We start from the raw sequence: 22,020 nt of genomic DNA, 5'->3' as shown, positions 1-22,020 counted from the left end.
AGGGGTGCCGAACTATGTGGCCCAGAAGGCCCAAACACACAAGGAGAATCGCATGAGCGAAATCACCGCACTGAGCGCCGACAAGCTGAACGCGCTTCGCGAGGAATTCGACGCGGACGGCACCAACCGTCTCGCCATGAACGCCGTCACCGCGGCCGGCATCGAGAAGGTCGCGCGCAACTACGATCGCGCCCGTCTGCTGCAGCGCCGCTTCTCGACCGTCGTCGACAACGGCGAAGTCACCCATCAGGACCGCTCCGGCCGCTGCTGGCTGTTCAGCTCCCTGAACGTGGCCCGCTTCGTCGCCAAGCAGAACATGGGCCTCAAGGAGTTCGAGTTCTCGCAGAACTACGCGATGTACTACGACAAGCTCGAGCGCGTCAACTACTTCCTCAACGACGTGGCCGCCCTCGTGGCCGCCGGTGAGCCGAACGACTCCCGTCTCGTCAAGCATCTGCTCGACGACGTGATGGGCGACGGTGGCCAGTGGACCATGGCCATGAACGTGTACAAGAAGTACGGCGCCGTCCCGAAGGACCTGTTCCCGGAGACCGAATCCTCCAAGAACACCGGCGCGATGAACACGCAGCTGCGCCACATGCTGCACACCGCCGTCGCGCACCTGTTCGCCGCCAAGGGCGACGAGGGCAAGACCGCCGAGATCATCTCCGAGGCGACCGCCGCCGGCCACCGCATCCTCACCATCCACCTCGGCGAGCCGCCGGTCTCCTTCGACTGGGAGTGGACCGACAAGGACGGCGAGTTCCACCGTGACGGCGAGATCACGCCGGTCGAGTTCTGGAAGAAGTACGTCGGCTCCGCCGATCTCGAAAGCTACGTGTGCCTCGTGGATGATCCGCGCCAGGAGCACGCCAAGGGCAAGAAGATCGGCATCGAGCACCTCGGCAACGTGGCGGGCGGCGATCCGACCGAGTACCTGAACGTGCCGAACCAGTTCATGAAGGACTGCGTGCGCCAGATCCTCACCGAGCAGGGCATCCCGGTGTGGTTCGGCGCCGACTGCGGCCCGTTCATGGACCGCGTCAACGGCGCGTGGGCGACCGACCTGTTCGAGTACGACAAGGTGTACGACTTCGACTTCGACCTGGACAAGGAAGACCGCGTGCGCTACTGCGATTCCGCGATGAACCACGCGATGGCGTTCGTCGGCGTCGACGTGGCCGAGGACGGCAAGACCACCCGCCGCTGGCGTGTCGAGAACTCGTGGGGCAAGGACATCGCCGACAAGGGCTACTTCACCATGAGCGACGACTGGTTCACCGAGTACGTCTACGAGGTCGCCGTCCCGAAGGCGATGCTCCCGGCCGAGTATCAGGCCGCTCTCGACGAGCCGGCCACCATGCTCCCGGCGTGGGATCCGATGGGCGCATTGGCCAAGTAGCACGCGAAGCGTACGCCGGCCAATATGTGGGAGGGTGGAAATAGGAAACAGTCCAGTGGACTGTTTTCCCGGTTTCCTGCCCAATAGGCCGTAGGGTCTGATCCAATGCGATCGGCTGCGCACGCGATGGCACCAAATGGTGTTTTTCCATCGCGTGCGCTTTTTTATGCCGATTGCAGGGGCATGCGATGGAATATCCGCGCCGGATGCCATCGCGTGACTTGGGTGTCAGCGCACGCGATGGCATCGAACGATGATGCTCCATCGCGTGCGTTTTTATGCCGATTACAGGGTCGTACGATGTGTTTAGTCTCAGCGGATAGTTGACGCATGTCTCGAGGCATGGTTTACATAGGGTCACGCGATGGAATAATCCTCGAGAATACCATCGCGCGACCAGCCAGTTGACTCACAGGATGGCATTGCCGTTGCGGATTCCATTCCGTGACCGGTTTTCCATAGTTTTACGGGTCACGCGATGGCAATTGAGCGAATTGTGCCATTTCGTGACGAACGTGCATCTCACGGGATGGCATATGCGCATGATTTGCCATCGCGTGACCCCGAAGGTCGAGCGATCTGCCACGCTATCCACATTCCAGTCCCGAATTTCTCCATCCCGCACCCCTCGACTATCCTATGTTCGGTATTGTTTACGCGCATGCGAGACGCATGAGAAGCGCATGAGAACAGCAGAGGAGAACATCACGATGGCAGGTCTTCGCGGTCCGGACAGTTCCGAGGACGAGCGGCAGCTGAGCAAGAACGCCGTGTTTCCCGAAACGGTGGACGTGAACATCCGCCAGCTCGACCCGATTCCGGCCCCCCGCTATTTCCTCAAGGAACTCCCCCTCACCGACGAGATGAGCGATCTCGTCCTGCAGTCGCGCCAGCAGATCCGCGACATCCTCCACGGCAAAGACGACCGTTTGCTTGTCATCGTCGGCCCGTGTTCCATTCACGATCCCAAGGCCGCGCACGAGTATGCGACCAAGCTTGCCGCGGTGGCCAAGGAACTCAGCGACCGTCTGCTCATCGTCATGCGTGTGTATTTTGAAAAGCCGCGCACCACGATCGGCTGGAAGGGCCTTATCAACGACCCCGACCTGAACGGCCGCTTCGACATCCGCAAGGGCATGTGGCTCGCCCGCAAGGTCCTCACCGACGTGCTGAGCCTCGGTCTGCCAACCGCGACCGAATGGCTTGACCCGATCACCCCGCAGTACATTTGCGACCTGATCAGCTGGGGTGCGATCGGCGCGCGCAACACCGAATCGCAGGTGCATCGCGAACTCGCGTCCGGCCTGTCCATGCCGGTCGGCTTCAAGAATGCCACCGACGGTTCGATCAAGCCGGCCGCCGACTCGTGCTACGCTGCCGCATTCGAGCATCACTTCCTGTCCATCAATCTGGACGGCCGCGTCATCTCCGCCGAAACCAAGGGCAATCCCGACTGCCACCTCGTGCTGCGCGGCTCCAACTCCGGCCCGAACTACGACGCCGCCTCCGTCGCACAGGCGCTCGCCGATCTGAAGAAGTCCAAGGCGTCCGGCCCGAGCGAACACGGCCTGATCATCGACGCGGCGCACGGCAACTGCGGCAAGGACGAGAAGGTCGAAGCCGAAGTCGTCGAGAACATCGCCTCGCGCATCGCCGCCGGCGAGCAGGGCATCCTCGGTGTGATGATGGAAAGCTTCCTCGTGGCCGGTCACCAGAAGCCGGCCCCGCTCGACCAGCTTGTCTACGGCCAGTCGGTCACTGACTCGTGCGTGCCGTGGGATCGCACCGAACAGCTGCTGCACACGCTCGCCGACGCGGTCGCCGCACGCCGCACCGCCTGACACGGCGAGCGCGCAGGTCGCGGCTGGCATGACAACGGCCCGCAATCACGATGTCGCGTGATTGCGGGCCGTTCGTCGTCGGCTGGCATTTCCCGTTCAGACGGTCGTCGTGCCCGTGCCTTCCGCCGAGTCGATCTTCGCAATGGCCTCCTCGTACGTCGGGCAGTCGGGCACGCCATTAACCGAACGCTGGATCGCAAGCGAGGCGGCCGCATTTGCGATCCGCACGGCGTCGACCAGCGACCATCCACGTGCCAGCATCGCGCACGTCGCTCCGGTGTGCGTCGCGCCGGCCGACCGCGTGTGCGTCGCCTTCGTCTCATAGCCGTCCACATGCACCACATCGCCGCCCGGCGTGCGCACCCACGCACCGCGCGATCCGGCGCGCACCACAAGCGGCGCACGCAGCGTCTCGCCGAGCGAACGGCACAATTCGGCCATGGCGCGGTCAAACCCGCCGCCCACGGTCAATGCCATGTCCTCGTCGCGTGCGATGCCGAGCCGGTCGGCCAGCGTGTTCGCCTCCTGCCGGTTGCACGACCAGATCGGCCGCGCCAGCACGAGATCCTCGAGCAGGTGGTCGTTGACGAGCGACAGCGTGTTCGTCGGGTTCAGAACGATCCGGTACGCGCGCGACGCCGGATCCGCGCCGGCCCGCTGCATGAACTCGTCGATGCCGGCCGCCGTGTGGTCCATGAGCGTGTTGCCGCTGATATGCACCACGTCGCCCGCCGCCGGCTCCACGCAGTCGAACGTCGTCTCGTCGCCCTGCGCCTCCGCGCCGTACGTGGCGATGTATGTCTTGCGCCGGTCCTCGTCGGACAGCACAAGCCTGAATCCGGAGTCGGTGTCGATGCGATCCTGCCCGATGTGTTCAATGCCGTCGTCCGCGAGCGCCTGCCGTACGATCGCGGCCCATGGCCCGGTGCCGATGATGCCGGCGTGCTCGGCTTTGACGCCCATGCGGCTTGCCGCCTGCAATACGCGGTAGCTGCCGCCGACGGTGGCCGTGGTGTGGTTGGATACGGCGAATCCGCCGGTTTTCGGCACGCCGTCGACGTTCATCATGATGTCGACCCACACGTGACCCAGTGAAATGACTTTGTGCGGCGTTGCCTCCGGCTGTTCCTCAAGCTGATGTGCAAATCGTTCCCCGATGCGGCTGAGCATGGCATCCTCCTTGACTGCTCAATTGGCTGCGCTGACCGTTAATTAGTCACGTTGTACAGCAAGTTTATGAGCGTTTCCTGAACGTCGCAATAGTCACTCGGAATGATTTCGTAACGGAAAAACGGCGTGTTTCTGCGCGTTTTGTGTATATCGCCGTGTCTGCGGCGTTGCTGTCGGGGTATCGTCGGACTGTTGCTGGATGGTTTAGATTGTTCGGACTGTTGCCGAACTGTTGTTGGGTTGCTGCTGGGCTGCTGTCGGCCCCGTCGCGTCGCCGCCGCGCGGGTTTTGTGGACGCCGGCCTCTCGCCTGCCGAGACGGATGCGCGGCGTCCGGGCGCCCCGTGATATGCGATCGTGTTGCAATGTCCGGTACTGCGCTGTATATTAGGGAAGTTGTGTGTTCGACCATGCCGTTACACGTGTGGCATGAACGAATGCAAGACTTGCAAGTCAAAAGAACATTATAGGGAGTCCATTATGGCAGCTCGTTGCGCAGTGTGCGGCAAGGGACCGCAGACCGGTTTCACCGTTTCGCATTCGCATATCCGCAATAAGCGCACCTTCCGCCCGAACCTGCAGCCGGTTCGCACCACCGTTGACGGCCAGAACGTCCGTCTGCGCGTGTGCGTCAAGTGCCTCAAGGCTGGCAAGGTTCAGCGTGTGGCCGCGTGAATCGCGAGATAGCAAGCTTAAACCCCGGTAGTCGCAAGACCGCCGGGGTTTTTCATTGTCCGGATGTCCGGGCGGAGTCCGGCAAAGTCCGCTTGAGCCGCAAGAATGGGATGCCATGAGCATTACGTTGGATACCCCGATCGCGTCCCTGATGACGAACAAACGGCGTGTCGGCGCGCTCAAGGCATTGGGCATCGTTACGGTCGGCGACGCGCTGACCTACTATCCGTTCCGCGTGACCGAGCCGGTACCGTTGCGGTCGTTGCGCGAGGCGCGCATCGGCGAGCCGATGGCGTTCGCCGCTGTGGTGCGCGGCCAGCGCGTGACACGCACATCCGGCTACTCGTACCGACTTGAAGTCGTTGTGGATGATTCCAACTTCGCGCCCGAGCGCCGCACGTCTGGCGCGGTCGCCCGGCTCGTCTATTTCTCCGGCAAGAAGCAGTTCATTGACTGGAAGGCGATGGGCCTGCGCGAAGGCGCCACGATCGTCGTGTCCGGCCAGCCCAGCGAATTCAACGGGCAGCTCCAGTTCACCCATCCCGAAACGCTCACCGTCGCTCCGGGCGCGAACGAGCCCGACGGCGACATGTTCATCCCCGCCACGTCGTCGCTCAAGTACGACGCGGACACGATCGAAGCTGGCCTGCGCCGTGTGTGCCGGCCACGACCCGTCTACCACGCCACATCGCGCATCTCCAGCGAGCACATCCACGAATCCATCCTCAGCTTCCTGCGTCTGCTGGAAGGCGAGGATGCGAACGTTGCTGACGGTGCCGAATCGCTCGCATCCGCCTCATCATCGGCGTCCGTGTCCCAAGTCGTCTCGCCCGGCCAAGTTTCGGCCGCACAGGTTTCGTCCGCCCAAGTTACGGCCGCGCAGGGCAACGCGGTCGAGGCGAACCTGCTCGCCGCCGCCATCCCCGACATCCTGCCCGAAGAAGTCCGTGCGGCCAAACGGCTCATGCACCGGGCCGAAGCGTTCGCTGCCATCCACGATCCGCAGTCCACCGCCGACTTCAAACGCGGCATCGACGCCATGCGCTACGAGGAGGCGTTCATCTGCCAGACCGCGCTGCTCAACGCGCGCCGGCATGCGCACCACGCCGCCGCCGAACCCTGCCCCGACACCACGCTGCGCGACCGGTTCATCGACGCGCTGCCGTTCACGCTCACCGGCGGACAGCGCGAGGTCATCGACGACATCGCCGCCGACATGGCCCGTGACGCGCCGATGCAGCGCCTGCTGCAAGGCGAGGTCGGCTCCGGCAAGACCGTCGTCGCGCTCGCTGCCATGCTGCAGGCCGTAGGCTCGGGTCGGCAGGCCGTGCTCGTCGCACCCACGCAGGTACTCGCTGAACAGCATGTCGCCACGATCAGCCGCATGGTCGCCGGACTGGGCGGCGCGTCCGACGGCGAATCCGATTCCGTCGCCGCATCCTCCACGGACACGGCGGCCAAGCGCAAGACGCGCGCCGCCGGCGGGAACAGCCGCGACGATCGCGGCGGCATCCCCGTCATCCTGCTCACCGGCGGCATGAAACTCGCCGAACGTCGGCGCGCGCTCGCTGCGGCGGCCAGCGGCGAGCCGTGCATCATCGTCGCCACGCACGCCGCGTTCTCCAAAACGTTCCAGGCTCCGAACCTGGCCCTCGCGGTGATCGACGAGCAGCACCGGTTCGGCGTCGAACAGCGCGAATCGCTGCGCGCGAAAACCGACAAGGCGCCGCATTTGCTCGTCATGACGGCCACGCCGATCCCGCGCACGGCCGCGATGACCTGGTTCGGCGACCTCGACATTTCGTGGTTGACCGAACTGCCCGGCGGGCGCAAGCCGATCCGCACGTTCATCGTGCCGGAGGCCGACGCGCGCACGATGGCAAGCATGTTCGCGCATATTCGGCAGCGCATCGACGCGGGGGAACGCGCGTATGTTGTCTGTCCGCGCATCGACGCGGACGATGACGACGCCGAGTCCGGTTCGGACGGTTCCGAAACCGGTGTGTACGACATGTCCGACGAGATGGCGCGCGAAGCCCGATCTGCGTCGGCGGGTTCGTCCGGGCGGGGAAACGCCGGCGGTGGACGGATCAGGACGGACGGGCGCGGCCGCGCGGCCGGCGGCGACGATCGGAACGGAGCCGCGTCCGACGCCGACGCGACGGAACGTCCGCCGCTGCACTCGGTGACGGAGATCGCCGCGCGACTCGCAGCGTTGCCGCAGTTCGCCGGCATCGAGTTCGCGACGCTCACCGGCCGCGATGACGACGAGACGAAAGCGCGCGTAATGGCCGATTTCGCGAGCGGCAAGACGCCGATTCTGGTAGCCACGACCGTGATTGAAGTCGGCGTGGACGTGCCGCAGGCCAGCTGTATCGTGATCTTCGACGCCGACCGGTATGGCCTGTCGCAGCTGCACCAGCTGCGCGGACGCGTGGGTCGTGGCGGCACGAATTCGTGGGCGTTCCTGATCTCGCGCGCCGAGCCGGGCTCGCCGGCCGAAGCGCGCCTGCAGGTGATCCAGGGCACGCTGGACGGCGCGGAAATCGCGCAGGCCGACCTGGAGTTCCGCGGCGCGGGCGATGTGCTCGGCGACGCGCAGTCCGGCGGCAAGTCGAGCCTGAAACTGCTGCGCGTCGTCAAGGATGCGGATATGATCGCCGACGCGCGCTCGCGTGCGGACGCGCTGCTCAATACCGATCCCGACCTGACGGGCGAAGTGCAGCTCGCCGGCGCGGTGCTCGACTTCACGCGCGGCAACGAAACGTTCCTGACATCGTCGTGACGCAAGGGGATGCCGGTTGACGGTCGGCATTTGACGTGCCATGCCGGGTGAGGTGAACATCGGGGCCGGTGATGTTTTGGGAACGTCCGCCGGTTTCCTCGGTTCGTCTTTGTTCTTTCGTCGGATGGCATGGCATGAGGGGCTGCCCGCTAGAGTAGGGCGTATGCGCGTGATTTCAGGAAGATTCAAGGGCGTGGCGCTCACCACGCCGAAGTCGGTCACCCGGCCCACCACCGATCGCACCAAGGAGGCGATCTTCTCCCGTCTCGACTCGTGGGGCGTGCTCGACGACGCCCGCGTGCTCGACCTGTTCGCCGGCACGGGGGCGCTCGGCATCGAAGCGCTGAGCCGCGGGGCTCGCGAACTGGTGGCGGTGGAGGCGAACGGACCGGCCGCCGCGCTGATTGCCAAGACGCTGACCGCGCTCAAGCGCAACCGGTCGTGGGAGACGGGCATGTCGGCGCGGGTCATCAAGGCGAAGGCGGAGAAGTATGCAGCTCCGGCTGCGGGCGGTCTCAGGGCTGCCGGCGTGGCGGGTGCGTCCGGGGTTGTGGGTGCGTCCGGTGCGATGGACCGTTCGGCCGGGGCGGCTGGTATTTCGGCCGCCGCGCAGCCATTTGACGTGATTTTCATCGATCCGCCCTACGCATTTGAGACATCGGCGTGCGAGAGTCTGCTTGCCGATCTGACGGCGTCGGGCATGGCGGGGGAGCAGACGCTGATCGTGCTTGAGCGGTCGGCCCGCTCTGATGAGCCGGCGATGCCGGCGGGTTGGGTGATCACTGAGCGGCGCGATTATGGGGAGACGGCCGTGTTCTATGTGGAGCGGGAGTCGGCGGTTGAGGAAGAGGATGCGCCATCGGATATGCCCGGCGCTCGGTAGTCGGCCTGATCTTGCCGGCGCTTTGTTGGGGCTGTCCTGCTGTTTTCCCGGTGCCTTTTGTTGGGAAACTGTCACGAAGTGATCGAGGGTTAGCTGGAGCCCATCGCATTAAGTCCGACAAGGTGCCGGGTCCCGGGATTGCTGGCGAGAAATCCCGGGAACCGACCCTGTTTGTTTTTGATGATGTGAATGGTGGAATTGCAGGGTTTAACGATGTTCGATTGTTTGATCATGTGCAGTTTCCGGTTCCCGGGATGCAGTCGCCTGATCCCAGGAACCCGGCGACTCGAAAAATTCCTCTGACAGCGAAATCCAGCCGACTGCAAGCGTGATACCTCGTATCGTTGTATCTGGAAGATATATCTCGAATCGAGATATATCTAATGATCGAATACACGATAACCACGAAAGGACACATCATGTCGAACTTCGTCGAGGATCTGCAGAACCGCCGCTCCCAGTACGCGCTGACCAGCGCGTCGCCGATCAGCGACCAGGAGATCGTCAAGCTGGTCGAGGACGTCACCGTCGCCGTGCCGAGCGCCTTCAACTCCCAGCCGCAGCGCGCCGTCGTGCTGTTCGGCGACGCCAACCAGAAGCTGTGGGGCATCGTCAAGGAGACCCTGCGCAAGGTCGTCAACGACGAGGAGGCTTTCAAGGCTACCGAAGCCAAGATCAATTCCTTCGCCGCCGGCCACGGCACCGTGCTGTTCTACGATGACACCGACGTGACCAAGACCCTGCAGGAGAACATTCCGGCTTACGCCGCCAACTTCCCGGGCTTCGCCCGCGACGCCGCCGGCATGCTCCAGCTCGCCGTGTGGACCGCTCTGGCCGACAAGGGTCTCGGCGCCTCCCTGCAGCACTACAACCCGCTCATCGACGAGGCCGTGACCGCCGAGTTCGGCCTGCCGGCCAGCTGGAAGCTGCAGGCCCAGATGCCGTTCGGCACCGTCGCCCAGCCCGCCGGCCCGGTCGAGAAGCAGCCGGCCGACGCCCGCGTCAAGGTCTTCGGCCTGTAAACCATAAGCCATCTATCCTCCGTATGTTCGCGCAATGACGATATCGCCGCGAACATACGGAGGATGGAAGCTTCTGTAACGTCTGTATGTTCGCGGCGACATTGCGTTCGCGCGAACATACAGACGTTTTTCGTTTACCGACGCCGCGGATGCGCGCCGGAGACCTCCCAGCCGAGCGCCATCAGCGTCTTGCGGTCGGCCTTGTCGAGTGCCTTGCAGTCGAGCTGTTCGATCAGATCTGGCCGGATCTCGTTCGTGCGTTCCAGCGCCTCGTCGCGGCGGAAGCGGTCTACCTTGCCGTGATCGCCGGACAGCAGGATGTCCGGCACGCGAATGCCGCGCCATTCCGCCGGTTTGGTGTACTGGCGGTGCTCGAGCAGGGCGTTGTCGCCCGTGTACGATTCCTCGACGATGGACTCGGCGTTGCCCATGAACCCGGGCAGGAGCCGCGTGATCGCCTCGAGCATGACCGAGACGGCCACTTCGCCGCCGTTGAGCACGTAATCGCCGATCGAATACTCGCGCACGTCCACGCCCTGCGCGCGATAGTACGAGGGAATGCGCGCGTCGTAGCCTTCGTACCGGCCGCAGCCGAACAGCAGATGCCCGGCGTGCGAGAGCTCCGTCGCGTCGCGCTGCGTGAACAGTGGCGCCGACGGATTGGGGAAGATGAGGACGGGACGATCGGCGGGGACGACCGGCGTGCCACTGACGTCGGCGGACTCGTCCGATGAAGGAGCCGCATCGACTGCGGTTGCGATGATGTCCGGTGACGCATCCTCCGTGGTGACGTCGGCCATGGTCGCCACATCGGACGTTGGGACTTCTGTACCGGCCGTGTCGGCCGCGTTGGCGGTCGCTTCGACGACCGCCGGCGCCAGCCCCAGCAGATCGTCGAGGCACTCGGCCCACACTTCGGGCTTCATCACCATGCCTGCGCCGCCGCCGACGGGCGTGTCGTCCACCGAGTGATGCACGTCGTGCGTCCAGTCGCGCAGATTGTGCGCCTTCACCTCGACCAGCCCCTTGGCTTGCGCCTTGCCGAACAGCGACAGGTTCAGCACGTCGAAATACTCCGGGAATACGGAAACGATATCGATCTTCATGAACCCCTAGCCTAGCGTGAGGACTGGCAGACCGTGCTGCGTGGCGGAAAACGCTCGCTGACAGGTATGTCAGCGAGCGTTTTCCGCCACGCGACGCACGTCACAGCGCCGTCTGGTCCGCGACCATCCGCGCGTACGTGCCTCCCGCCGCCATCAGCGATTCGTGCGTGCCCTGCTCGACGATCCGCCCGTGTTCGAACACGACGATCAGATCCGAATCGCGGATCGTCGACAGCCGGTGCGCGATCACGATGCTCGTGCGGCCCGCGGTCATGCGCATCATCGCGCGCCGGATCGACTGTTCGGTCACCGTGTCGACCGCGCTCGTCGCCTCGTCGAGAATCACGATCGGCGCGTCGGCCAGCATCGCCCGCGCGATCGTCAGCAACTGCCGCTCGCCTTGGCTCAACGCGCTGCCGCCGCCCGTGAGCACCGTGTCGTACCCGCGTTCGAGCCTGCCGATGAACGCGTCCGCGCCGGCCGCGCGCGCCGCGTCGCGAATCTGTTCGCGCGTCGCGTCAGGCCGGCCGAACGCGATGTTCGCCGCGACCGTGTCCTCGAACAATGACGGTTCTTGCAATACGCTGCCGAACGCGTGTCGCAGGCTCGCCATCCGGTAGTCGCGCAGGTCGCGCCCGTCGAGCAGGATCCGTCCGGCGTCCGGATCGTAGAAGCGCGTGACCAGGTTCACCATCGTCGTTTTGCCCGAGCCGGTTTGTCCGACGAACGCGACGCGCGAACCGGCCGGGATTGTAAGCGTTACGTCGTGGATCACCGGATGCGCCGGATCGTAGCCGAACGAGACGTGGTCGAACACGATGTCGCCGCGCGGGTCGGCAACGTCGGCAGCGTCCGGCGCGTCGGCCGGCTCAGGCTCCTCGTCGATGATCTGGAACATGCGTTCGGCGCCGGCCACGGCCGTCTGGAACGTGTTGTAGATGTTCGCGATGTCGACGAACGGTCGCGAGAACTGCCGCACGTACAGCAGGAAGCTCGAGACGACGCCGATGCCGATCATGCCGCGCGCCGCCATCACGCCGCTGACGACGGCGACCAGCAGGAAGCCGAAGTTGTTGATCGCGTTCGACAGCGGCATCATGAACCCGGACCAGGTCTGCGCGCGCGTCGCCGTGTCGCACAGCCGCTCGTTGAGCCGTTCGAAGTCGGCGATCATCGCCTGCTCCTGCCCGTACGACTTGACCGTCGCCATGCCGGAAACGGTCTCCTCGACGTGTCCGTCGAGCTCGCCGAGCACGCGCTGCTGGCGCGCGAACAGCGGGCGCGTGCGGCGCGTGACGGTGCGCGCGAGCAGCAGCACGAGCGCCACGGAGACGAGCGAGACGGCGGTCAGCGGCGGGCTCAGCCACAGCATGCAGGCGAGCGTGCCCGCGATCGTGAACGCGTAGACCATGAGCTGTGCGAGCGAGTCGGAGATCGTGGAGCTGATGTTGTCCACGTCGTTGGTGAGCCGGCTCATGAGCTCGCCGTGCTGGTGCCGGTCGAAGAAGCGCAGGGGGAGCTGTTCCATCGCCTCGAACAGGGAGACGCGCAGGTGCAGCACGATGCGCTGTCCGACCGCGGCCATCATCCACTGCTTGCCGAAGTCGATGAGCCAGTCGGCCGCGTACAGTCCGGCCAGCAGCGCGAGTGCGAACGTGAGCGATTCGCGTGCGGAGATGCGGTCGATGACCATGCCGATGAGCAGCGGCGAGAGCACGCTCGACGCCGCGCCGAGCCCGGAGAGCGCGAACACGCGGCCGAGCCCGCGGCGATGCCCGCGCGTCGCGTCGAGCAGACGTCGCAGCGTGCCGCGCATGTCGTGCGGTTTGACGACGGGGCGCGCCGCGGCGTGCCATGCCGCCGCCGAACTGCGGTCCGCCGGTGCGACGGTCGAAGGCGGGGGAGGGGATCGGTGCGTCCGTGCCGCCGGTGTGCCGGTTGGTGTCGTTGATGGTTGTGCTCATGATTGCCGTCCATCCGTTGCGTGCGTCGTTGACGTACCGTCCCCCACGTCCGCGCCCAGCTGCGACTGGGCGATGGCCTGATACAGTGCGCACGATTGCATAAGTTCGTCGTGCGTGCCGATGCCGGCGATGCGCCCGTCGTCCATGACGATGATGCGGTCGCACGAGCGCACGGTCGCGATTCGCTGCGAGATCACGACGACGCTCATGCCGTCGGTTTTGGTTGCGGGACGGCTGGCTGCGGCACCGTCGGTTGCGATGCCGTCGATTGCGGTCTGCACGGAGACGTTCGACCCGGCTTGATCCTCGGGTCTGTCCGTTCCCGCGATCGTGCTGCCGGTCAGCGCGCGTAGGTTCGCGAGCACGTCGTGTTCGATGACCGCATCCAGCGCGCTCGTGCAGTCGTCCAGTATCAGCACACGCGGGCTGCGCACGAGCGCACGCGCGAGATTCAGCCGCTGTTTTTGTCCGCCGGACAGGTTCACTCCGCCCTGACCAACGCGCGCGCCGTAGCCGTCCGGCAGCGCGTCGACGAACTCGCTCGCGCACGCCAACCGCGCCGCGCGACGGATCGTCGCGTCGTCGGCCGACGGGTCGCCCCAGCGCAGGTTCGAGGCGACCGTGCCGGTGAACAGCGTCGGCTTCTGCGCGACGAGCGCGATCCGCGCGCGCAGTTCGCCCACGTCCCAGTCGTGCAGGTTGCGCCCGTCGACGAGCACCGAGCCGGACTGCGGGTCGTACAGCCGCGGAATCAGCGAGACGAGCGTCGACTTGCCCGAGCCGGTCGGTCCGATGATCCCGAGCGTCGAGCCGTGGTCCATCGTGAAACTCACGCCGCGCAGCGCCGGCGCGCCGGCCTGCTCGTACGCGAACGTCACGTCGCGGAATTCGACGGCCGGCGACGGGCGTCGGCCGGAACTTGCCGCGGTCGTGTCATTGCGGCTGCGTCGAGCGTGGGCGTCGCCGCGCCCCGCGAATTCGGTGGGACAGTCGAAGATCTCCCGGATGCGTGTGGCCGAAGCGCTCGCGCGCGTGGCCGAATTGACGATCATTGACACGCGGTTCAGCGCGAACAGCACCTGCGTCATGTAGTTCATCGACGCCATGAGCGCGCCAATGTGCGCCGCGTCCTGCGCGCGCGACAGCCACAGCATCGCGACAATGCCCAAATTCACGCTCAGGTTGATGAGCGGCCCGTACGTCGCATTCACGCGCGTCGCCGCCACGTTCGCGTCCGCGAACTGCCGCGCCGCAACGCCGAACCGTGCGCGCTCCTCGTGCTCCATGACGAACGCCTTGACCACGCGGATCGAACGCAGGAATTCGCGGCTGACGACGCCGAGCCGGTCGAGCGCGCGCTGCACGGCGAGGAACCGCGGGAAACTCACGTGCATGTTCGCCCAGATCAACACGGCCGCGATTGTGAGGATCACCGCCACGGTGGGCGTCTGTTCGGGAATCTGCAGGATGATGAGCGTGATCGCGCCCACGCAGGTGATGGGCGCCTTGAGCATGATGCGCATGAGCCCCTGCGCGAAGTTCTGGATCTGCACCACGTCGTTGGTGATGCGCGTGATGATCGCGCTCGGCTGGAGCCGGTCGATGTCGTCGAAGCCGAGCGACATGACCTTGCGGTACGTGTCGGAGCGGATGTCGCGGCCGATGAGCTGGGACGCGCGCGACGCGTAGATGTTGCGCATGGCGGCCGCGCTCGCGCCGACCGCGGCGACGGCGAGCATGACCATGCCCCAGCGCAGCACCGTGCCGACGTCGCGGCGCACCACGCCACGGTCGACGATCATCGACATCAGCGTCGGCTGCAGCAGGTCGCCGATCGTCTCGACCAGCAGGAATCCGGCGGCTGTGAGCGCCATGGCCCAGTGCTGCCGGACGTAATGGAATATGAGCCTCACCGTTGCACCCCCGCACCCCGCGTCGCGTCGTATCGGAAGTCGATGATACTCGTGCAAGCGCTTTCCTGCGGGTTTGCTTTCACTGCTCGGCAGAGACGAAAACGGCCGGCGTCGACGCGCTCGATGATGAACGCAATCCGACGCCGGCCGTGTGACCGGTATGACCGATCAGTATGACCGTTCGGTACAGGAGCCGGTCAGTACTTCAGTCCGGGAATGAGCCCGCCCGGCGGGTCGATGGTCAGATACCGCTCGTCAAGATCGATGTCCGGCACCAGCTCGTCGACGAACGGCACCAGCGCCGAATTCTCGACCACTTCGCCGGTCTGGGCGTCGCGCACCGGATTCGCGAGCCGCACCTTGAGCAGCGACTGGAAGCCGTCGAGTACGTCCACGACCTTGCCGACGACCTGCCCTGCTGGAAGTCCCAGCCCGTTGTTCTCGGCCAGTCGGACCTCCAGTCCGATCAGATCCTTCGGATACCAGGCGTCCTCTTCGAGCATGTCCTCCGGGTCGTCCGCCTCGCCGTACAGTTCGAGACCGTTCGCAGCCTCGGAGGCGTCGCGGTCGTCGATGCCCTCGAACTTGACGATCCAACGGTTCTTGAACGTGCGCGAACGCTCCACGACGTACTCTTCAGAGCCGTCGCGCGTGTACAGCACGGAACCGGGAGCGAACCGGTATTCCGGTTCGTCCGTGAAACTCTGGACGGTGACTTCGCCCTTGAGCCCCTGAGCGCGGCCGATACGACAGACCCTCAGCAGTTCGAGCTGCTGAGGGTCGTCTGAGAATGATTCTCGCACCACGTTGGGGTTCACCTGCGCACGTCCATGATGTCGACGCGCACCTTGTGGTCGGCCAGGGCCTGCACCACGGTGCGGATCGCGTTCGCCGTGCGGCCGTTGCGGCCGATCACGCGGCCGATGTCCTCGGGATTCACGCGCACGCGAATGAGTTCGCCACGCGGATTCTCGTGGGACTTGACCGAAACATCGTCGGGAAAGTCAACGATGTTCTTGATGAGGTGTTCCACAGCCTGTGCGAGCATGATCACTCAGCCTGCGCTTCCTCGGCGGCTTCCTCGGCCGGGGCCTCAGCGGCGGCGGCTTCGGCCTCAGCCTTGGCCTTCGCCTCGGCTTCGGACTTGGCGGCCTTGAGCTTCTGGGCCTCGTTCTCGACGGCCGCGACGCGGGCGGCGGCATCCGGGCCGGCCTCAACGGTCTTCAGGGTGCCTTCGGCGCCCTTGAGGCCCTTGAACTTCTGCCAATCGCCGGTGATCTTGAGCAGCTTGAGAACCTGCTCGGTCGGCTGGGCGCCGACGCCGAGCCAGTACTGAACGCGCTCGGAGTCGATCTGGATGGTCGAAGGCTGGGTGTTCGGGTTGTAGGTGCCGATCTCCTCGATGGCACGGCCGTCGCGCTTGGTGCGCGAATCCATGATGACCACGCGATAGTACGCGTAGAACTTCTTGCCCAGACGCTTCAGACGAATCTTGGTTGCCAAAATGGCTCTCCTTGTATTACTAGGGGTGTGGTTTCGGTTTGCAGTGTGGGGCACAGCTCACCGAGCCCACGTGTTCCTCTCGACATTCGGGAGTAGAGGGTACCGTATGTCGCGAATAACCGGGCCATTATAGCGCATGGGGGTGGAACTCGCGACACGCTGGGCGGGGCTTGGTCGGGCTTTCAGTCGAGTGCCACCGTCGCCACGAGCGCGAGATGGTCCGTGCCCTCGATCGGGAACGATTCGACGCCCGTGAACCGCGCGCCCTTGGTTGCCAGCGCATGGTCGAGCACGATGCGCGGCCACGGGATCCAGCTCGGGAATGTGGCGCGACGGCCTTCGCCCAGACTCAGGTTCGCGTCCGTGAAGCCCGACCTGAGCAGCGCACGGAAGCTCGGATGGTCCGGACTCGAGTTGAGGTCGCCGAGAATGACGGCGATGTCGTGATCGGTGCGCTTCGCCGTGTCCGCCAGCCTGCCGAGCCCGCGGATGCCGGCCGACCAGTCGCGGCAGCCGCGCATCGGCGACTTGGGATGGGCGGACGCGAACGTGATGTCGCGCATCGGGTCGACTTGCAGCGTGACGGACGGCACGTCGGCGGCCGGAATCGGCACGGCCGACCGTTCGGCCGACTTCGGGTCGACGCGGATCCAGATGCCGTTGAAGCCGCCGTTGTCGGTTTCCTTGTCCTCGCCGAGCTGATGGTACGACATGAGCATGTCGAGCCCGTTGTCGTCGAGTTCGCGTACGAGATCGGCGGTGAGCTCCTGCAGTGCGAGCACGGTGATGTTGCGGCTGAGCACCGTGGCGACGATGTCCTTCGCGTTGGCTCGCCCGTACCGGCAGTTGAGCGTCATTACGGTGAACGACGCGGACGACGACGTGCGCTGGGCGAGCACGTCCGACGCGGTTTCACTCGCGTTGATCTCGGTTTCGCGCCGGGCCTCGCGGATGTCCGCGAGGAGCTCCTCGGTGCTGCGCTGGCCGTGCGCCGGCTTTTCCTTCGCCGCTGCGCCGTTGCGCGCGTTGCCGTTGCTGGCGCCCGACCTGGCGAACAGTCCGAGCAGGTCGCGCGACGGCGACCAGTGCGACCAGTAGCCGACCTCGCGCATCTGCGAGGACAGCGCGACCGCGACTGCCAGGCACAGCAGTCCCCATTCGCGCATCACGATCGCCGCGACCGCGATCGCCAGCGACGGCACCCACATCAGCGGAATCAGCGCGATCATGTACGGCAGCGGCATATGCGCGTCCGCGCCGGCTGGCAGCGCGCCCAGCGCGATCCACGCCGCAAGTATCAGCAACACCATGCTCAGAACAACAACAATCACAATCCTTGATTATGCCTTGGCCGCGCGGACAGCGCGCATCCCAAGCACGGTTCTTCGCACAATCACAACCACCACGATCGCCACGCCGACCCACGCCATCGCCGGTACCACGCGGTCACTGAGGTGCGCGATCACCATATGGGACTGCCACCAAGTATCGAGGGCGATGGCCAAATCATTGACGCCGTGCGCGAGAATCATCGGCACGATCGAACCGATGCGCCGGTACAGCATCACGTACAGCAGCGGCCATAGCGCCCATGACACGATGGCCGGTCCGTAATACAGGTGATAGCTCAGACGCAGCAGCACGGCCACGGCTGCGATCGCCGGCCACGACACCTTGCAACGCCGCAGTCCCACAGCCACGAGTCCAAGCGCTATCGGCTCCTCCTCCAGTCCAGCGGCCGCGTAGGCGACCATCATCGTGCCTTCCGCGAAAGGGCTGAGGAGGGAAAGCGGCGTGCCGGTGAAAAACCGAAAATGCAGTACCGTGATGGCGAATTGAAGCAGCCAGTTGTTGAGCACCAGCGGAATGAGCGCGACGAAGAACGCCAAAACGCCGGTACGCACGCTTATGCGACGATGTGGGCAGTTCGGTGCGGGCAAACGCAGCAGCCGCATTGCGATGCAGGCGAGAATGCCGAAGATGATAGGCGGAACGACGGTGAATGCGTAGTCGAGTTCGTCGTCCAATCCGATGACCACCGATGATGATGCGGTATCCGGCGTGTACGTCAGGAAGTACCGTACGGCCTCGATGATGCCGTCGCCCAACCCGCACGCGACGATGACGACGATCAGCGGAATGATTGTCAAACGCGCAGGAATCAGCCGATCCGGCTCCACCGGTTTCAGGTCCGTGCGATCAATGGACAGCTCGTCGCGTATTGCGGTTGCGGCTGCATGAACTATTGAAGGTATAGCCATTACTGATTTTTTGACGTTCCCTTGCACGCCTGTGATGGTACGCCTTTTTTCATCGGGCAGTCCCGACCGATGCCGGCATTCGCCGGCGTTCGCCTAAGATCGTGGTGAAGATGGCACTACTTGCTGTAAGAGAAGAGAGCGACGGTCATATGACAAAGGGACCTCCTTGCCGGAAGTCATATCCGACAAGAGGGTCCCTTTGTCATATGCGGACACGATTGGGGTGGATGCAGGAATCCGCTGTCAGTCCAATCGATAGGGCGTCATCCGAGCAGGCCGGATAGGCCGCCGCCGAAGTTCGGCGGGAGTTCGCCGCCGTTGGCTTCGAGGGCCTGCTGCAGGCCGGCGGGCAGGGCCGGGTTCTGCGGCTTCTTGGCGAACGCGGAGCCGCCCGACTTGCCCGAGCCGGAGCCGGACTTGCCGGCGAGCTTGTCGCGCAGCGCGCGCTCTTCGGCCTCGCGCTTCATCGGGTTGCCGGACTTGGAACCGCCCTTCTTCTTGCCCTTCTTGGCGTTCTTCTTCGCGCCCGGACCGCCGAAGCCCGGAATGCCGCCGCCGACGCTGTTGCTCATGCGCTTCATCATCTTCGCGGCCTGATCGAAACGCTGCAGCAGCGCGTTCACGGCCGACACCGTGTTGCCGGAACCATACGCGATGCGCGCGCGGCGCGAACCGTCGATGATCTTCGGATTGCGACGCTCCTCGGGCGTCATCGAACGGATGATCGCCTCCGTGCGGTCGATCTCGCGCTCGTCGAACTGCTCCAGCTCCTTGCGATGCGCGGCCATGCCCGGAAGCATGCCGAGCAGCGACTTCATCGAACCGAGCTTGCGCACCTGCTGCAGCTGCTCGAGGAAATCGTCCAGACCGAACTCGCCCTCGGCCATCTTGGCCGCGGCCTCGCGCGCCTTATCCTCGTCGAACTGCTTCTGCGCCTGCTCGATGAGCGTCAGAATATCGCCCATGTCGAGAATGCGCGACGCCATACGGTCCGGGTGGAAGACCTCGAAGTCCTTCAAACCCTCGCCGTTCGAAGCGAACAGGATCGGCTTGCCGGTCACGCTCGCGACCGACAGGGCCGCGCCGCCACGCGCGTCGCCGTCGAGCTTGGAGAGTACCACGCCGGTGAAATCCACGCCTTCGTCGAACGCCTGCGCGGTCTTGACCGCATCCTGGCCGATCATCGCGTCGATCACGAACAGGATCTCGTTCGGTTGCACGGCGTCGCGAATATCGCGCGCCTGCTTCATGAGCTCCTCGTCCACGCCGAGACGGCCGGCGGTATCGATGATCACCGTGTCGTACAGCTTCTGCTTCGCGAATTCGATCGAATCGCGCGCGACCTTCACCGGGTCGCCGGTCGTCTGTCCCGGCGCCGACACCGCGTCGCCGCCGTCCGACTGCACGCCCTTCTCCGGCGCGTACACCGGCACGCCGGCGCGCTCGCCGACCACCTGCAGCTGCGTCACCGCGTTCGGACGCTGCAGGTCGGCCGCGACCAGAAGCGGCGTATGACCGGCGTCCTTGAGCCAGTAGCCGAGCTTGCCGGCGAGCGTGGTCTTGCCGGCGCCCTGCAAACCGGCGAGCATGATGATCGTCGGCGGGTTCTTCGCGAAGTTCAGCGGGCGATCGACGCCCGCGCCAAGAATGTCGGTCAGCTCGTCGTTGACGATCTTGACGACCTGCTGCGCCGGATTGAGCGCTTCGGACACTTCGGTGCCCAGCGCGCGCTCGCGCACGCGTGCGGTGAAGGAACGCACCACTTCGAGCGCCACGTCGGCGTCGAGCAGCGCGCGGCGGATCTCGCGGATCGTGCCGTCGATATCAGCCTCGGAAAGCTTGCCCTTGCTCTTCAGATGCTTGAACGCATTCGAGAGACGGTCTGTAAGAGAACTAAATGCTGCCATAATGCGCACCAGTCTAGCCGTGGCGGGGGAAAACGGGGCGTCCGTGCGGTCGCTGAAAACCGGACACGCGCCGCCCGTCCGTCGATCGGACGATTTCGCCTGGAACGCAACGCCGAATCGAACCCTTTCGCTACCATAGAAGGGCAATCAATCCGTGGATATTTGGAATGCCTATGCTGTTTTGAATTCCCTCGGACACCACCTATACGCAGACTGCCGTGCGCCCTCGCGAATCGAGCCGAACGGCTGGAACCGCGACGTTCGCGACGTTCCGGCAAGCTGGCCAGTGAAGTAGCGGGCCAACGCAGACATGCCGTGCAATATGGAAGGCCCGCCCTATGCCACAAAAAAGAATAGAACGCAAAGCCCTGATCGTTGGCATCGTCGTCAACGCGCTGCAAGTCGCGGCCGGCATGGCCGTGTTCTTCATGACCGGCCTCAAGGCCATGTTCCTCGATTTCTCCTTCACTGCGATCTCCGTGCTGTCCGGCATCGTCGCGGTCTACCTGTCCTCGCGCACCGTGCGCACCACCGAACGCTTCCCCAACGGCCTGTTCGCGCTCGAGCCGATCTACGCGATCTGTAAGGCCATTTTCACGCTGTCCCTGCTGCTGTACTCACTGCTCGACGTTTCGCAGGTTGCCTACGACTACTTCGTCCTTGGCCAGGGCGAGCGCATCGAAACCGGTCCGGTCGTCATCTACGAGATCCTCACCGTCATCGTCTGCTTCAGCCTGTACGTCTACTATCGCCGCGAAAACCGCGCGATCCGCAATTCGAGCACGATGCTCACGGCCGAGTGCAAGAGCACGCTCGTCGACGGCGCGATGTCGTTCGGCATCGGCATGGTCGCCGTCGTGCTTATGTTCCTGCCGACCAGCGGTCCGTTCGACTTCCTGCACTTCACCGGTGACTTCTTCATCACCGTCGGGCTCGTCGCTTGCACGATCAAGGAGCCGTTCGGCGTGCTGCGCGATGCGTTCATTGAGTTGGTCGGCGGCGTGCACGACGACGACGAGACGAACGCGTTCGTCGAAACCACTGCGCAGCGCCACCTGCCGGCCAACACCGAATACGAGCAGACGCTGATCTTCAAAACCGGCATGAACTACACAGTCGACGTGTACCTTTCCGGCATTGGCGAGACGATCGACGTGGCTGATCTGGTCGAATGCAAGCGTTCGCTCGAACGTGAGCTCAGGCACCGGCTGCACATCGTCGACGTCGACTTCGTGTTCGACTGAGACTGGCGGATCCGGCCTTGGCTCCTTTGGATGAGAACGCTGTCGGCAAAGTTGACTGAGGGGTGTCACGGCAACGGAACGTTCCGAAGCTTCTGACTACCCCTCAGTCATGCTGCGCATGACAGCTCCCCTGACAAGGGGAGCCAAGGACAGGATCGCTTACTTGAGGCTCCAGGTGCTGCCCTGCGGGCCGTCCTCGATGGCGATGCCCGCGGCGCCCAGCGCGTCGCGGATCGCGTCGGCTTTGGCGAAGTCGCGGGCCTTGCGGGCCTCGGCACGTGCGGTCAGCTGCTCGGAGACCAGCGCGTCCAGCACCTCGTGCTCGCGGTTCTCGCCCGCGCCCGC

At 64.8% G+C, this 22,020-nt stretch carries 18 protein-coding genes; 7 read left to right on the top strand and 11 right to left on the bottom strand.

The features are described from left to right. The first annotated feature begins 52 nt into the window (after nucleotides 1–52). On the top strand, nucleotides 53–1,402 hold the full coding sequence (locus BBIA_RS07010; RefSeq protein ID WP_033494668.1) for a C1 family peptidase: 1,350 nt from the start codon (nucleotides 53–55) through the stop codon (nucleotides 1,400–1,402). 710 nt (nucleotides 1,403–2,112) lie between these two features. Continuing rightward, nucleotides 2,113–3,243, top strand: a complete 1,131-nt coding sequence (locus BBIA_RS07005; protein ID WP_033494666.1) for a 3-deoxy-7-phosphoheptulonate synthase — start codon at nucleotides 2,113–2,115, stop codon at nucleotides 3,241–3,243. 96 nt (nucleotides 3,244–3,339) lie between these two features. On the opposite strand, the gene BBIA_RS07000 is transcribed toward BBIA_RS07005, so the two are convergent. After that, nucleotides 3,340–4,413, bottom strand: a complete 1,074-nt coding sequence (locus tag BBIA_RS07000) for a PfkB family carbohydrate kinase (protein WP_033494664.1) — start codon at nucleotides 4,411–4,413, stop codon at nucleotides 3,340–3,342. A 479-nt stretch (nucleotides 4,414–4,892) separates the two neighbouring features. Here BBIA_RS07000 and rpmB point away from each other — a divergent pair, with 479 nt between their 5' ends. The 4 genes from rpmB to BBIA_RS06980 all read left to right on the top strand — a co-directional run bounded on the left by rpmB (nucleotide 4,893) and on the right by BBIA_RS06980 (nucleotide 9,777). Further along, on the top strand, nucleotides 4,893–5,087 hold the full coding sequence (gene rpmB / locus BBIA_RS06995) for a 50S ribosomal protein L28 (protein ID WP_033494579.1): 195 nt from the start codon (nucleotides 4,893–4,895) through the stop codon (nucleotides 5,085–5,087). A 115-nt stretch (nucleotides 5,088–5,202) separates the two neighbouring features. Further along, nucleotides 5,203–7,872: an ATP-dependent DNA helicase RecG gene (locus tag BBIA_RS06990; RefSeq protein WP_033494577.1), complete on the top strand. Its 2,670-nt coding sequence runs from the start codon at nucleotides 5,203–5,205 to the stop codon at nucleotides 7,870–7,872. 163 nt (nucleotides 7,873–8,035) lie between these two features. Continuing rightward, entirely contained in the window at nucleotides 8,036–8,755 is a 720-nt protein-coding gene (locus BBIA_RS06985; protein WP_033494739.1) for an RsmD family RNA methyltransferase, read from the top strand. 419 nt (nucleotides 8,756–9,174) lie between these two features. Further along, nucleotides 9,175–9,777: a nitroreductase family protein gene (locus tag BBIA_RS06980; RefSeq protein ID WP_033494737.1), complete on the top strand. Its 603-nt coding sequence runs from the start codon at nucleotides 9,175–9,177 to the stop codon at nucleotides 9,775–9,777. A 134-nt stretch (nucleotides 9,778–9,911) separates the two neighbouring features. On the opposite strand, the gene BBIA_RS06975 is transcribed toward BBIA_RS06980, so the two are convergent. From BBIA_RS06975 to ffh, 9 genes are all read right to left on the bottom strand, one after another. Further along, nucleotides 9,912–10,883, bottom strand: coding sequence for a tRNA (guanine(37)-N(1))-methyltransferase (locus BBIA_RS06975; protein ID WP_033494575.1), 972 nt, complete (start codon nucleotides 10,881–10,883; stop codon nucleotides 9,912–9,914). 100 nt (nucleotides 10,884–10,983) lie between these two features. Next, nucleotides 10,984–12,699: an ABC transporter ATP-binding protein gene (locus tag BBIA_RS06970; protein WP_081892139.1), complete on the bottom strand. Its 1,716-nt coding sequence runs from the start codon at nucleotides 12,697–12,699 to the stop codon at nucleotides 10,984–10,986. Nucleotides 12,700–12,843: 144 nt separating this feature from the next. Further along, nucleotides 12,844–14,721 carry an ABC transporter ATP-binding protein gene (locus tag BBIA_RS06965; protein ID WP_081892137.1) on the bottom strand — a complete coding sequence of 626 codons (1,878 nt, stop codon included), beginning with the start codon at nucleotides 14,719–14,721 and terminating at the stop codon, nucleotides 12,844–12,846. A 236-nt stretch (nucleotides 14,722–14,957) separates the two neighbouring features. After that, the gene (gene rimM, locus BBIA_RS06960) at nucleotides 14,958–15,566 is read right to left on the bottom strand and encodes a ribosome maturation factor RimM (protein WP_033494731.1); all 609 of its coding nucleotides are present in this window, start codon (nucleotides 15,564–15,566) and stop codon (nucleotides 14,958–14,960) included. 8 nt (nucleotides 15,567–15,574) lie between these two features. Next, nucleotides 15,575–15,808 (bottom strand): RNA-binding protein, encoded by a 234-nt coding sequence (locus tag BBIA_RS06955; protein ID WP_033494729.1) that lies wholly within the window; start codon nucleotides 15,806–15,808, stop codon nucleotides 15,575–15,577. 2 nt (nucleotides 15,809–15,810) lie between these two features. Continuing rightward, entirely contained in the window at nucleotides 15,811–16,263 is a 453-nt protein-coding gene (gene rpsP, locus BBIA_RS06950) for a 30S ribosomal protein S16 (RefSeq protein ID WP_033494573.1), read from the bottom strand. A 182-nt stretch (nucleotides 16,264–16,445) separates the two neighbouring features. After that, on the bottom strand, nucleotides 16,446–17,573 hold the full coding sequence (locus BBIA_RS06945) for an endonuclease/exonuclease/phosphatase family protein (protein WP_238548461.1): 1,128 nt from the start codon (nucleotides 17,571–17,573) through the stop codon (nucleotides 16,446–16,448). 30 nt (nucleotides 17,574–17,603) lie between these two features. Next, nucleotides 17,604–18,551 carry a CPBP family intramembrane glutamic endopeptidase gene (locus BBIA_RS13360; RefSeq protein WP_152600589.1) on the bottom strand — a complete coding sequence of 316 codons (948 nt, stop codon included), beginning with the start codon at nucleotides 18,549–18,551 and terminating at the stop codon, nucleotides 17,604–17,606. Between the two features lie 236 nt (nucleotides 18,552–18,787). Next, a complete protein-coding gene (ffh, locus tag BBIA_RS06935) occupies nucleotides 18,788–20,431 on the bottom strand; it encodes a signal recognition particle protein (protein WP_033494571.1) in 1,644 nt (547 codons plus the stop codon). A gap of 338 nt (nucleotides 20,432–20,769) precedes the next feature. On the opposite strand from ffh, the gene BBIA_RS06930 reads away from it, so the two are divergent. Further along, nucleotides 20,770–21,675 (top strand): cation transporter, encoded by a 906-nt coding sequence (locus tag BBIA_RS06930; RefSeq protein ID WP_033494569.1) that lies wholly within the window; start codon nucleotides 20,770–20,772, stop codon nucleotides 21,673–21,675. Nucleotides 21,676–21,834: 159 nt separating this feature from the next. Here the strand turns inward: BBIA_RS06930 and BBIA_RS06925 are convergent. Continuing rightward, the coding region (locus BBIA_RS06925) for a CysS/YqeB C-terminal domain-containing protein (protein WP_035138199.1) at nucleotides 21,835–22,020 on the bottom strand (186 nt) is incomplete at its 5' end.

The sequence above is a fragment of the Bifidobacterium biavatii DSM 23969 genome (assembly GCF_000741165.1).
In the GTDB taxonomy this organism is placed as follows: domain Bacteria; phylum Actinomycetota; class Actinomycetes; order Actinomycetales; family Bifidobacteriaceae; genus Bifidobacterium; species Bifidobacterium biavatii.
The sequence above is the reverse complement of the archived record's forward strand: the minus strand, read 5'-3'. Positions and strand labels throughout refer to the sequence as shown.